The organism is Janthinobacterium sp. GW822-FHT07H11 (assembly GCF_058798615.1).
In genome coordinates, this window is record NZ_CM179507.1 from 3,503,963 (window position 1) to 3,517,883 (window position 13,921).

The following is a 13,921-nucleotide window of genomic DNA, read 5'->3' on the forward strand; positions in this document are numbered from 1 at the left end:
AGCGCGCGCCGGACCTGGAAAATGGGTGCCGCGCGCAACACCCGACGGTCCAGGCACCGGAATCCGGCGAAAAAAGGCGCGCCAGACGATACCTTGCGGATTGATCCATGCCGATTGCCCAGTCTCGCTACAATAGGCCTCCCGCGCCCGCGCCTCCAGGATCTTGCATGCCATCGTTACGCCACCTTCAGTCTGCATCGCTTCGCCTGAAGCGGGGACTCAGCCTGAGGGGCGCCGCCGTTGCGCTGATCCTCGCCATGCATGTGCTGGGTGTGTATTTCCTGCTCCTGCCGCCGCGCCAGCTCAAGCAGTACACGGAGGTGGCCTTCATGACCCTGATGCCGCCCCGGACCCAGGCGCAGACGCCGCCCTTGCCCATGCTCATGCCGCCGGCGCAGGCGCAGGCGCGCCGGCGTGCCCCGGCGCGCGCTTCCGGACCGTCCATGCCGCTGGCGCAGCCCGAGGCCGCCCCGGCGGCACCGGAGGCGATCGCCGCGCCGGCAGGCGAGGTGCCCGCAGTGCCTGCCGGCGAGGACTTGCGCACGCGCGCGCGCAAGTCCGCCGGCAGCATCGACAAGGCCTTGCGCACGGAACTGAGGAAGGACAAGCCGTGGCTGGCGGAGGAAAGCGCGGCCCAGGGCGGTTTCCGCACACTCCTCGCGTCCGCCTATCGCGGCGGCGCCGTGCTGACGGTGGACGATTACCTGACCGCCGATGGCCGGCCCGCTTCGCGCGTGCGCACGCCGGCCGGCTCGACCTGCTATGCGATGGACGAGAACCCGGGCGCGGGCGCCGACCCGTTCAGGACGGGCGGCAAGGTGAAACGGGTGCCTTGTCCGCACTAGGGTGTGCCCGCCGGCCAGCGGCGATGGGAGGGCGGCGGCGAACACGTGCTTCGCCGGTCTCGGGATGTCATGAGCCGGGCCTGCCTTTACATGGTGACGTTCGGCGGGCATGTTTGCAATGGTGTCACAAGTGCTCCCGTCGTCGTGACACATTGGGGGAATTTCTGCTTCGTCGTCAGGGCAAGCGGCTGGTCGCTGCAGATCTGCAGCGTGACATTGTCCGGTCCGGCAATCCACAGGAAGGTGAAGACAAAAGCATTGTTGCGCAATTTTGCCGTGTACAGGCGCTGACCGCCCGTTGCAGGCCTGCCTGCAAATGCGGCGACCTCGCTCAGGTTCTCGAACGCCGGCAGATTGCCCATCATGTCGCCGGCAAGCGTGCGCAAGTCGTCCGCGGGTTTCACGCTGTTCCAGGCCACGGCCGCTTGGCTTGAACATGGACGGTCAAGCGCGGCGGCGATCTGCTGGACGGCATCGGTCTTCAGCTGCGTCCGATCGGGCTGCTTCGGATACTGCAGCTGCGGAAACGTCGCTGAGGCCATGGCCGGCGGTAGCGCCAGGCCAGGCCAGCCGAGCGCCAGGACGAGAATCAGGCGCCGCCGGTTTGCACGGGAAACATATCGATATTGCAAGGTCGGCATCTTATTTCTCCTGTTGCAGGGCGGTGGACGAGGGCGGTTTGTACCCTAGTGGAAATATCCAGATCGCCCTGTAGCCTATGGCGACGGGGCTTTCGAATCTCTGGCTCAGAGTGGTTCCCGCATTGCTGATGGAGACTACCCGGATCGAGCCGTATTTTTCCGCTCCCTCCATTTTCTTTTGCAGCGCATCGATATGCATTTGCATGTCCTGTACCTTCTTGTTGAGCGCAATGGTTTCAGTCGTGGCCGCTACCGTTGCGGGTGCGTCTGTCTTGGCGTCGCCGGGCGCGCCGGCCCCCGTTGCGGCAGCGCCGGACGCTTCCTTGCCCGGCGCGGCGGCTTGCGCTGCGGGCACAGGCAAGGCCAGCGATGCCGCAGCGCCGAATGCCGAGGCCCGGCCCGTATTGTAGAAATAATTAATTTCCCGTGCGTAATAGACGGAGGTGACTATGCCTATTTTGGGAATCAGCACGGCCGTATCGTTGGGCAGCTTCAGGTTGTTGAACAGGTGGCGCATCACCGGGTTGCTGGCGGAGCAGACCGGCTCCTGGTCTTCCTGCCAGCAAAATTCCGCGAGTTTATCCCATGCCTCGAGCGCCGGGACTTCCTCGTATTCGGCGCTCGGTATGCTGATGGCCATGACCAATTCACTGCTTTTGGAGGCACCGAATACGGCACGAAACAGATTCAGCGGGAAAGTGGCGGCGAGATCGGATTCCCTGATTTCGGAAACGTTGAAGCCGGGGAAGGCGACGGGCCGCAATGCGGTCGTCGTGGGCGCCGCCTCGAATACATTGGCGCCGGGCTTGCCGTTGGAGGTGAGGGGAAGATTCAAGCGACTTTTGCTATCGTTCAAGATGGCCTGCTGCACCGCCGCGCGGCCCAGATACATGGTGCGCCGTTTCCAGCGGTTGGCATCGCTTTCATCCTGCTGCGCGGATTCTCCCGCCAGATAGATGTCGCCGAGATGTACCTGGCGCGGCAGGAAAACGGGATCGATATTGAAACCCCTCAGTGTCGTGGACCAGCGGTCGGCGACGAAGCCCGGATCGACCTTTGGTGGGGCGCTGCATCCGCCAAGCAAGGTAGCCAGGCCCAGGCAGCACAGGAGCGGCAGCGACGGTGTTCCCCATTGTGGTTTCCGGAAAAAATAATGCATATATCCTCGCACGATGATTGCAGGCCAATGAACGCGTGAATGCACGCCATTGAACAGTTCCTCGGAGTAATGTGGTTTCGTTTGCGGCATTAAACTCCACGACGATGGTGGCGGGCTGCTTCCCGTTCAAAGGCGGGTCGTCGAATGTCAAAAAAATGCGCGATCCTTGACTTGAATATTTTGGGTGGAAACATATTGATCACCTTGCAATATCCAGGCGATCGTTGGCGTCCATGCTGTGGCCGCCGGTTCCAATCCGCCGGCCAATGCGGCATTGAAAAAATAAAATGAACCGAAAAGGATTCTTTCATGATTCATGAAAATTCCAGTTATTTGCAAAGAGAATTCATCAAGTGGACATGGCAGGCGGAGGGTTTGCTGGCTCCTTTATTCCCATGCTGGCATTGAATAATCATTGGGCATTGATTTTTCTCATGGCTAGCCTGCGGCATGAAAATAAATTCAGCATGAATTTATATCCAGGAATATCGCCGCCCGGCAGGAGGGCCGGCTGGGTGCGGCCGGACTCGACGTCGCTACGGCTGAACGGCGCGTGCCCGCCGCCTTGCGCGCCTTGCCCAATGCGGTGCTGACGCCCCGTGCGGGTAGCCTGAGCGTGGAAACGCGGCAGGCCATGGGGCCGCCGGTGCTGGATCAGCGGCAAGCCCGCTGTGCCGGCCTGCCGCTGGGCATGCCGGTGCCCTGACACGCCGCCGCGTCATGGCTTGAGCACCCAGCGCACATTGTCGAGCGACAGCAGCAGCTGCTCGGGCGACGCGTCCGTAAAGAAGTTCAGGCGGAAATCCATGGCCGCGCCGCCGCCCGTGGTCGGCTGCTGCGCGTCATACCACTGCTGTAGCTGCGCCACCAGCGCCATGGGCGCGGCGGGAGGGCGGGCCGCATCGATGGGCGCGAGCACGGCCGGCAGCAGGCCGACCGGCAGCGAGGTGCGCGGAAAGCCGGCCACGGCGGGCATCACGCTGTAGGAATAGCTGCCATCCATGGCGATGCGCACGCTGCCCGAGGCGCCCGTGAACAGGGCGTTGAAGAAGCCCGTCATATAGGCGGCCACGTCGCTGCCGCCCACGGGCGCGACTTGCCGCAGGTCATAGCCTTGCCAGCTCAGGCGCGGCAGGATGGGGTCGCTGAACTTGACGACCGGCGTCTGGTACAGGAAGGCCGGCATGGTCGACACCTGCGCCTGGCTGGGCGGGCACAGGTAGCGGTTGCGCTGCACGTACAGCGAGGCCTGGGCGTTCTTGTACACCATCACGTTCAGGCCACGCATGCCCACCACGCGGCTGGAATCGGCCAGCGCGGCCGCGAACGACAGGTCCGGCGCGCCGGCGGCGATGGCCGCGTAGCGGTAGGCCAGCAGCGCGCCGGGCGGCGCGGGCGTGGCCGGCGTGGCCCGGTACTGCTGCGCATCGATGTCGAGCACCGGCACGGGCACGCTGACGCTGCCATTGCCGAGGGTGCCCGCCAGCGCGTCGTAGGTGGCGGGCAGGCCGCCGACGCTGACATTGAGCAGCGCATACCAGGCGTCGCCGTCATGGTCTACCAGCCGCGCGTCGAATTCCACGGCCACGCTGGCCTCGCCCTGCGCTGCCGGCAGCCGCGCCGTGTCGAAATGCCCGCCGTAGCTGGCCGCCACCTGCGTCACCAGCTGCTGGAAGGCGGTGGCGGCCAGTGTTGCCTTGGAGATATTGTCGGCCGAGTCCTGCTTGCCGTCGATGGGCACGAGGAAGTGGTCGAGGTCGGCGGAGATGCGCGGATAGTTGCTGACGAAGGCGGCCAGCGCCGTGAACAGGTCGGGGCCGGCCGCCGCAGCCAGGCGGGCCGGCGGCGGCGGTACGTTGAGCACGATGCTGACGTGCACGGCGTCCTGTGCCGCCTGGCGGTAGGTATAGCTGAAGCTGTAATCCCACAGGGCCAGCTGGGCCGGCTGCAAGCCATCCGCCGCCAGGCGCAGGCGGCCGGCCTGCGGCGCGCCGGCGGAGGCGCTGGCATTCTGCCGGTTGACCGTGGGCGGCACGGGCAGGGCGCGGTTCAGCACGGGGATATATTGCGTGCCATCGCCCAGCGCAACCTCGATCGGACCGTTGATGAACAGCAGCCACTGGCTTTCCACGTAGTGCTCGATGCCGGGCACGTATTGCTGGTCGAATTCCATGTGCGTGATCTGGTAGCGCAAGTCCAGCGGCACATAAGCCTGGCCCTCGATGTTTTTCGAGATGAAATTGAATGACAGCCGGGTTTGTTCTGGCGCAATGTCGCCTTGCAGCGGCAGCCGGGCCGGGAACAGCGTGTAATTCTGGTTGCCGCCGCCAACCGCTCCCGTGGCGGCGGGCTGGCCGTACAGGGCGGGCGGCCCGGCCTGGTAGACGCCTTCCGCGCCAGTGACCTGGTCCACGCCGTACACCACCACGGCGCCGGCGGCAAAGGCCGGCCCCAGGGTGGTCAGCAGCTGCTGCCGCATGGTGGCGGCCGCGCTGGCGCGCGTGGCGTCGTCCGCCGCGCTACTGCTGAGCACGGGACTGACCGTGGCGCTGATGGCATCGGCCAGCGCCTGTTTCGCCGCCAATACCAGGCCCAGCTGGCCACCCTGCAGCGGATCGGCGCTGCCGTTCAGGCGGTCGAGGATGTAGGCCGGTGGCGCATAGGTGGCCGAGAGGAATTTGTCGACGGCGTCGAGGCAGCTTTGCAGCCACAGGTTCAGGTCGATGCCGTTGAAGGTCAGCGTCTGCGGCGTGTTGGCCGGATAGGCGGCGATGGTGACCGTGCGGTTTTCCAGCGAGTTGGCGACAGGCAGCGGCGCGTAGTAGCTGGCTTGCCCGCCAAGCCGGAAATGGATGCCCTGGCCGGGCGTGTCGCTGAAACGCACGGCGAACAGCTGCTGCGTCTGCCGCCCGGCGCTGCCCACGCGCGTCAGGCCCGCTGCCGCGCGCATCGACCATTGCGGCGTTTTCAGGCACGCTTCGAGCGCCGTGGCAAAGGTGGTGTAGCTGGATGCGCTGGCGCCCGCGTCCGCCTGCGGAAGCACGGCGCTGGCCACGCTGGCGCCGTCCGGCAGGGCCGCCAGCACGGGATCGAGCAGGATGGCCTGGCGCGTCAGCACCAGTTCCACGTCCAGCGCGATGCGGTTGGCGCTGGCCAGGCCGGCCAGCGGCACCGGCAGGCACAGCGTGGCGGCCGGCGCCGTGGCGCTGCCGCCGCCGGCCAGGGCCTGCAGGTAGATGGCGCAGGCGGCGACGAAGTCGCGCACCTGCCGCGACTGGGCCTCGTCCAGCGGCTGCAGCGGCGTGGCCAGCAGGGAGTTGCTCAGGGACATGCTGACCGCATTGCCGCTCAGCCCGGGCACGCCCAGGCCCGTATAGTCCTGGTGCAGCTGGAAATACAGGCGCTGGTAGGTGGGCAGGTCCTGCGCCGCGTCGGCCGGCGTGGCGTAGGCCAGGCCATCCATGCGCAAGGTCAGCAGCAGCACGGGCGCGCCGCCCGCATCGGCGCCATACAGGTAACTGGACTGGACCTTCGGCCAGGCGGACAGGCCCAGCAGGCGGTCCGTGTAGCGCAGCGCGGCGGGAGCCTGGTTCAGCGTGCCCGTGTAGCCGGCTGGCGGCGCCTCGAACGGCGTGACGGTGGTATTGCCGAACAGGTCTTGCCAGCGCAGCGCCAGCGCCGCATGGCTGCCCACGCCCAGGTAGGGATTGTCGGCCGCAGGCGGCAGGCCGGCCGGCGGATTGGCGGGCGCCGCATTGAGCTTGGCGAACGGCCGTCCCAGGCTGTCCTTGCCCAGGTAGCCCAGCGCCTGGCGGTAGTCGTAGTCGGCCAGGGCCGCGGCCGCATAGCGCCGGCGGTGGGCGTCGCCATCGTCGCCATCGTCGCCGCCGTCGCTGGCGTTCGCATGGTCCTGCGGCCCGAACGGCAGGCCGTAGGGACTGGGCAGGAAATACGGGTTGCTGCCCAGGCCGGCCGACAGCGTGTTGTACAGCGCGGACAGGGTCGCTTGCGCATACTGCCGCTGTTGCGCCGGCGTGGCATCGGGCGGCAGCACGGGCACGCCGTCGTTGGCGCGCTGGAGCTGGAAGGACAGGTTGCCTGGCGCCAAGGTCGCCTGCGCGTCGAGGCACAGGCTGTCGACGTCGAGCACGGCGCCATCGGCGAACAGGCCGGGCGTGGCGGCCGCGCCCAGGGCCAGCGCGTCCACCGGCACGCCATAGTAGGCGGCCAGCGCGGCGAAGGTATTGCCGGGACCGTCAGAGGTCGCCGGCATGCGGTAGACGAGCGGCGGAATGCGCAGGGTCGCACCCAGCGCCACCGTCACGCCGGGATTGTAGGCGGCGATCTGCGCCGCGCTCAGCGCGGTGGCGCCGGCCGAGTAATAGGCGGCCACCGCGTCGAGCGGCTGCGCGGGGGCGGGCGCGGCCATGTCCTGCCGCGTCAGCTGGTGCAGGATGCCGGCCACGGGCACGCTGGCGCCGGCGCGCAGCGGCCGCACGGCGTTGCTTTGCGCCAATTGTCCCACGCCCATGCCGTACGTGGCCGCCAGCCCGGCCAGGGTGGCCGTGGCGGCCCGGGCCAGGGGCAGGGTCCGGGCCGGCTTGCCCTGCGATTCGAACACCAGCACGTCCTGCCGCGGATCGATGGCCTGCGTGGTCAGCAGCGCGTTGACGAAGTTGGGCACGGTATCGGCGGCGCCTGCCGCCTGGCGCGCCAGCGGGGCCACCAGGGTCAGCGTGGCCGTGCCCGTGGCGTCGAACAGGGACGGGGGCAGGCCCGCGCCCGACACCATGTCCTCGAAATACAGATAGTAGCCGCCGCCGCGCACCACCGATTGCTCCCACAGCAGCTTGATGAATTGCGAAGGGCTGTTGGCTATGCCGCGTGGCAAGGCCGTTTCCGTCCCGGCCAGCAGCATCCGGCCGGCAGGGGGATGGCTTTCCGTCGACAGGTTGGTCTGGCTCAGGAAGCACAGGTAATCGGCATCGGCCTGGCCCGTCAGCGCGACCTGGTCGCTGCCGCCTTCGCTGTACAGCAGGAACAGGCCGGCCACCAGGGTTTCGCCCACGGCGGCCATGCCGGTCAGCAGGTATTGCAGGCGCTGGGCGTCGGCCGCCGACGGCCCCACCAGCTCGTACACGTGGGCCAGGGTGGCGGCGCTGGCCAGCGCGGTGCCGCTGGCGTCGTCGGTGGCCACGGTGGCGGCGGGCAGGCGCGTCACCTGGAAGTCCACGCGCAGGGCGTAGGCATAGCCGTTCGCGTCCAGGTCCTGGAACACGGTGCTGCCGCTGTTGGGCGGCGTGTTGCCCATGCGGGGACGGTAGGCGGGCATCAGGGCCAGCATGTCCGCGTATGGCGCCTGGGCGTACAGCGCCTGCAGCGTATCCTGGCGCTGCGCGATGCTGGCCAGCATGGCGTCGGGCAGTTGCCACAGATAGGGCGCGGGCGCCGCCTGGCTGGCGGCAGCGCGCGGCGCGCCGGCCGTCACGGCGGCCAGGCGCGCCAGGTCGGCGCTGATCCAGGCGGCGTAGCCGGCCGCCGGGAACTGCCGCGGCTGCAAGGATGCCTGCGGCAGGATGCGCAGCGTTGGCGACGGCACGAAGCTGCCCGCCTGCGCATACGCCAGCACGCCCGACAGCAAGCCGTACGCGGCGTCCAGGTCGATGGCCAGGCTGGTGCCGGGCGCACCGGCGAAGGTGATGAAATCGAGGGCCACGCCGTGCGAAACGGCATTGCGTCCCAGGCCGATGCGGTAGCCGTCGGCGGCGCTGGTGGGCGTGGGAAATTGCTGGCCCGTCAGCTGGTACAGCGCGTAGTCGGTCTGCGTCCTGCCATACAGGAAAGCAGGCGACAGGCTCAGGCCGGGCGCCACCGGTAGGCGCAAGCCATAGGTGACGAAGCGCGCGACCTGGCCCGCGGCCTGGGCCACGGCGCCGCTGGCCTGCACGCCGCTCCACAGCTGCTCCAGCGGCAAGGCGTCGAGGCGGGCGATGGCCAGGCGGCCCGGGGCGGGGGCGGCCGTGGCAAACAGATCGGCGACGCGCGCATTGTCGCGGCCGAGCGCGGCCGCCGTGGTGGCGAAGCGGGCGGCGATGCCGCCCAGGGTGTCGCCGGCGGCCGAGGCATAGGCCAGCGGCGGCACGGCCAGGATGGCCGCCGGCAGCAGCAGGTCGGCGCGCGCATACAGCGAGGCCTGCTGCGCCAGGGCGGCCAGCGGCACGCCCAGCGCGGCGGCGATGGCGCCGAAGCTGTCGCCGGGCGCCGTGACATGGCCCACCGGGCCGGCGCCGAAGTCGAAGGCCAGCGCCACGCCCGTGCGCAGCGCGCGCGGCGCCGCATTCGCGCCGATCAGCTGGGCCGCGGTGGTCTGCCAGCGCCCGCCTGCGCCCGCCGGGTCCGTATAGCGGGCGGCGATGGCCGCCAGGGTATCGCCGGCCTGGATCACGGCCGACAGGCCGCCGACCCGCAGCGGCAGCGCGCCGTTCAGCGGATACGCGGCATTCGGCAGCGACACGTCGTCGGCGTCGATGGCGTTGCCCGCCCGGTTGAAGGCATCGACGATGCCGGCGATGCTGTCGCCCGGCTGCAGCGCATAGCTGTAATTGTCGAAGGCATCGATGGCCGACTGCAGCAGCGCGCGGCCGATCAGGCTGAAGACGTCGACGAAGACGAAGGCCGCCATCGATTCGGCCGCCTCGTCGTCCTGCGCCAGCAGCGCGGGCCTGGCGGGCGCCTTGCCGACCCGGGCGGCCACCTGGCGCAGGATGCCGGCCACCGTGCCGCGGTACTGTTCCGTCGCCGTCGCATAGGTCTCGAGGTCGATCGCCTGCGTGCCGGCGCCCCCTTGCGGGTCGGGTATGCTCAGCCGCAGGCCGTCAAACAGGGGAAACAGCGTGGCGCCGTCGATCTGCGCGGACGCAGCGCTGATGTTCAAGCTGAAGTTGTCGGCAAGAAATTGCAGCAGCTCGCCCATGCCGAACGGCTGCGTGGCCGGGTCGGCCAGCACCTGGATGCCTGCCACCAGATCGGCCAGCGTCACGCTGGTGCCGGCGGCCACGGCCAGGTCCAGCGCCGCGCCCGCGTGCAGCGGCTGCAAGGCGTCGAGCAGCCACGGGAAATATGCCTTGCACAGCAGGTCGAACGAGGTCTTGCCGGCGCCCGGGCCGCCGGCGGCCGGATCCGGCGCATCCATGGCGAACAGGCAGACGAACGCGCCCTGCTGCGCGCCGCTGGCGGTGGCGCCCTGCGGCGCCAGCACCGTGAACTGCGGCGCCGCCACCAGTTGCAGCACGGGCAGGGGCCCGCTGCGCAGCACGCGGCGCGGCTGGCGGCGCGGCGCGCCATGCAGCCGGGCGGCCTGCAGTTCCATCGGCAGGGTGCGCGCGCGGCCGCGCGCCAGGCTGTCCAGGCGCAGCGCGGCGCCGCCGTCCCACGGCGCGCGGCTGTCGCTGCCGATGCGAAATTGCGCGCTGACGGTGGCGGAAAAACCCACGGAAATGGTGAAGCTGAAGATGCCCAGGTCGATCTTGACGCGCAGGCTGATGCGCACGGACGCCGTCACGGACAGGGGGATGGCGCGATAGGATTCATAGCCGATCTGCACCGACACGGTGATATTGACGAGCAGCGAAGCGCTGATGATCTTCAAGTCCACTTCGCCGTACAGCAGGCCGATCACGCCGAACGTGCCCGTCAGCTTGAAGTAGCTGCTGTCCTGCACGCTGCCGGACGCGCCGGTGCCGGCCAGTGCCACGGCGGCGCTCTGGTCGTACGGGTGGTAGGTGGCGATCACGCCTTCGATGATACCGAACACGGTCAGCGCGAAGCCCGCTTTCAGCGGCCCCTTGACGAAGTTGTAGCCCAGGCCCAGCTGCAGGCCCAGGCCGAAGACGATGACGGGATTAAAATACCCGAGCTCGGTTTTCGGCACCTGCGTCGCCGTCGCGGCCGACAACTTGCCGAAATACACGCCGCCCGAGCCCATCACCGGCACGCCGTAGACGATGGCGCTGAAGCTGAACGAGCGCGCAAAGTCCATATTGTAGGGAAAACCGATGTCGATCAGGAAGTCGCCATTCGTGTAGATCTTGATGCCTATCATCGGCAGCACCACGCTGACGGCGCCGAAATTGAGGTTGCGTATGCTGTCGGGGAAGGTGAAGTCGATCTGGAACAGGCCCACGTCGTCGCTGATCTTCTTGTACAGGATATCGACCACCAGGCCCGCCAGGCCGCCCATCTTGGGGCTGCCCAGGGTCAGGCGCAGGCCGTACAGGTTGGGATCGTTGAAGACGACCTGCACGTCGATGGCCCACACGCCGGCCGTCTGCAGGACGCCGAAATGGGCGGCGATCAGCCAGTTGCTGTCCGGCTGGTAATACGGAGAGCCGGGATTGTCCTTGCCCGTGTTGACGGGCGGATTGTGCTTGTCCGTGGTGGACGGCGCATGCGACAGCGCGTCGATGACAGCCTTGGTCGAGCTGAAGTCGGTGGCGCCCCGGATGGCCACGCGCTGCCCCAGCAGCAGCAGGAAAACCTTGAAGTAGCTCGCGCCAGCGCCCGGCACGCTGGGCATCTGCTCGACGTCCTGGCCCTTGTCCGGGTCCAGCAGGTCGCCCATGCTGCCGTTGAGCAATGGCGGCACCGTGGCGTCCAGCGCCAGGGTCACCTTGCCGTCCGTATTGCGCTTGAAGACCAGGCTGCGGATGACGATGAAGCCGAGGTTGAGGGGCGAACTGAGCGTGTAGGTGGCGCTGAGGCGGTTCTTTTCGCCGTTTTTCAGCGACACATTGATGGACAGGCCGTCGAGGGTGACCTGGTTCAGCAAGTCCCACGGCGACGGCAGCACGAAATACGGGTCGCCCAGCGTGCGCACGAGCGCCTGGATCAGGCTGCCCAGCGACCAGCCTGCCAGTGTGAAGCTGAGCATCTCGTTGCCGCTGGTATAGCTCGCCTTGAAGCCTTCCCAGCTCAGGTACAAGCTGTGGTTCGGGCCCTCGTCCGTCGGCTGGAACGCATAGCCGACGCCGAGTTTCAAATGGATGGCCTGATAGATCCACACGGCATCGGCCTTGCCCGAGAATTGCTGCGCCGCCGGCTTGGCGCCGTCATATTGCACCGAGAGCGTGGCCGTCTGCAGGCCGATCTCTTGCTGGCCCAGCAAGAACAGCCACGCGAAGGTGGTGTCGACCTTGTAGCTGGTGGCCAGCTCCGTGCTGGGCTTGCCGCTGGGAATGACCGCTTCGATGGCGAATGCGGAAATCTTCAGGTGGCCCGGCAAGAAGTCCGGAAAATCATAGAGGCCGCCGGCGGCAAAGAATTGCCCGATCATCTCGCCCACGTCGAGCTCCTGCGCGAGCGAGGCCGACAGGGTCCAGCGGGGCGGCGTTTCCTGGCTGCTGTAGGCGACGCTGACGGCCGCCTGCAGGCTGGCCCCCACGCCCAGCAGGCCGGAAATGGAACCGGCCCAGGCCGTGCCGGCGCCCGCTTTGCCCGCCCTGGCGCCGGCCATGGCCGGCGCGCCGTCGTCCGCGTCCTCGTCGTCGGCCACCGTGGCGCTGATGCCGGACAGGCTGATCTGGCCATCCGCAATGCTCAGGATGGGCGCGCCGCCCACCGTCAGGAAGGACAGGCTGGCGGCGTAGTCGCTGGAGAACGCGAAGGACTGGGCCGCGCCGTCTATGCTCAGCGCGATATTCGACACCTCGGCCTGGATGCTGTCGGGCAGGCTGACGAGGCCGTTCGAGACGACGGACAGGAAGTCCGTCAGCGTCGCCTTGCCGGGGAACTTGGCTTCGAACAGTTGCGCCGAGTTGAACTGCACGTCGAATTCGCCGCCCGGCGTGCCGTCGAGCTTGCGAAACACCGTGGGCAGCAGCGTGAACGTGGTGCCGAACAGGTATTCATAGCGCGACTTGCCGCTGGCCTTGCTGGCCAGCGGCTGGTAGGCCGTCCAGTCGAGGAAGAACGAGGTGATGGTAAAGCTCAGCGCCGGCGTGGGCGCCGGGATGGGCTGCCAGCTGAGGTCGCGCACGGTGCGCAGCTGCAGCGTGACCTGGTCCACTGTGGGGGCGGCCTTGGGCGGGACGCTGCCGCTGATGGTCATGCCGTCCAGGCCGAACGAGGTCAGGAATTGCTGCAGCACGGCGGGCGTGGCGCGGAAATAGCTGGCGCCCCCGCCGATCAGGCTGATGGCGGCGCCGGGACTGAGCGGCGGCCCGTCGCTGCCCGCTTCCAGGCTGACCGCATAATTGCCGTCGCCATCGGCATTCGACGGCTGCAGCAGCAGCGACAGCGTGTAGTCGGCCGCGCCCGCGCCCTCGACGCTGAGCGTGGCCGTCAGGGCCAGCGTGGCGGCCTGGTCGCCGTCGGCCGCTTCCCCGTCGTCATCGCCGTCGCCGCGCAGCAGCAGCTGCTGCACGCCGCCGTCGAGCAGCAGGGCGTCGGGCGGCGGCGCATCGACGGGCGGCGGGATCGTCACGGTGAGGCTGGGCGCGGTGACGCGCAGGTAGCCGGCGAACGTGCAGTCGAGTTCGCTGAGCGTGGCCGACAGCACGCCGCTGGGCATCAGGCCGCCCAGTTCGAACGTCTTGCCGTCATACAAGGCCATGTCCAGGTAGCCGCCGATCTGCAGCGTGCCCGGCGGCGCCGCCAGGTCGGAAAACAGTTCCAGGAATGGCGTCACGAAGGCGGGCAGGGCCACGCCGGCGCTGAGGTTTTGCCTGGCGCCGCCCGTGACGGCCAGCGCGCCGTCCGCGCCATCCCACGGATAGACGCCGTCGGCGCTGGAAAACACCAGCAGCGCGCCCGACAGCGGCAATTCGCTGAAGGGCCAGCCGCCCATGAAGGGAAAGCTGCTGTCCCAGTTCCAGCCGGCCGGACTGGCGGCCACCTGCACCACCAGCACGGCCGCGTCGTCATCGTCATCGTCATCGTCATTTTCGTCGCCGCCGGCCGCCTGCGTGGCAAACACCAGCGTGGCCGGCGTCTGCAGCAGGCCGCCGATGAAGGGCAGGCGCACGTTGCTGACCGTGAAGACGCCGTCGGCCACCTCGCCCACGTCGGCCGGCGCGCAGCTGAGGCGGAACTGCGCCGCGTCGATCTGGAAGGCCTGGCCGATGATGGCGTCGAATTGCTCGGGCGGCGTCACGTCCGGGTCGGCCAGGCCCGCTTCCAGGAAGGCGGCGTCGAGCACGAACGGGCCATCCTTGGCGGCGTTGGCGATGGCTTGCTGCAGGTTGTCCAGCGCGGTATCGGTGGTGGCCATGGGAACTTGC

6 protein-coding genes are annotated in these 13,921 nt (G+C 68.3%); 2 read left to right on the forward strand and 4 right to left on the reverse strand.

Annotated elements, in window-relative coordinates; all coding sequences use genetic code 11:
• Positions 1-257 precede the first annotated feature (257 nt).
• Positions 258-845 (forward strand): hypothetical protein, encoded by a 588-nt coding sequence (locus tag AC3RCJ_RS15415; RefSeq protein ID WP_492964625.1) that lies wholly within the window; start codon positions 258-260, stop codon positions 843-845.
• An 86-nt stretch (positions 846-931) separates the two neighbouring features.
• On the opposite strand, the gene AC3RCJ_RS15420 is transcribed toward AC3RCJ_RS15415, so the two are convergent.
• Genes AC3RCJ_RS15420 through AC3RCJ_RS15430 form a run of 3 tightly spaced genes read right to left on the reverse strand, consistent with a single transcriptional unit; the run spans position 932 to position 2,963 of the window.
• Positions 932-1,486 (reverse strand): hypothetical protein, encoded by a 555-nt coding sequence (locus AC3RCJ_RS15420; protein ID WP_492964626.1) that lies wholly within the window; start codon positions 1,484-1,486, stop codon positions 932-934.
• 1 nt (position 1,487) lies between these two features.
• On the reverse strand, positions 1,488-2,735 hold the full coding sequence (locus AC3RCJ_RS15425) for a hypothetical protein (RefSeq protein ID WP_492964627.1): 1,248 nt from the start codon (positions 2,733-2,735) through the stop codon (positions 1,488-1,490).
• A 57-nt stretch (positions 2,736-2,792) separates the two neighbouring features.
• Entirely contained in the window at positions 2,793-2,963 is a 171-nt protein-coding gene (locus AC3RCJ_RS15430) for a hypothetical protein (protein ID WP_492964628.1), read from the reverse strand.
• Positions 2,964-3,198: 235 nt separating this feature from the next.
• Between AC3RCJ_RS15430 and AC3RCJ_RS15435 the strand changes: the two genes are divergently transcribed.
• Entirely contained in the window at positions 3,199-3,351 is a 153-nt protein-coding gene (locus AC3RCJ_RS15435; protein WP_492964629.1) for a hypothetical protein, read from the forward strand.
• A gap of 12 nt (positions 3,352-3,363) precedes the next feature.
• Here AC3RCJ_RS15435 and AC3RCJ_RS15440 read toward each other — a convergent pair whose 3' ends face one another.
• On the reverse strand, positions 3,364-13,911 hold the full coding sequence (locus tag AC3RCJ_RS15440; protein WP_492964630.1) for a LysM peptidoglycan-binding domain-containing protein: 10,548 nt from the start codon (positions 13,909-13,911) through the stop codon (positions 3,364-3,366).
• Between the last annotated feature and the right edge of the window lie 10 nt (positions 13,912-13,921).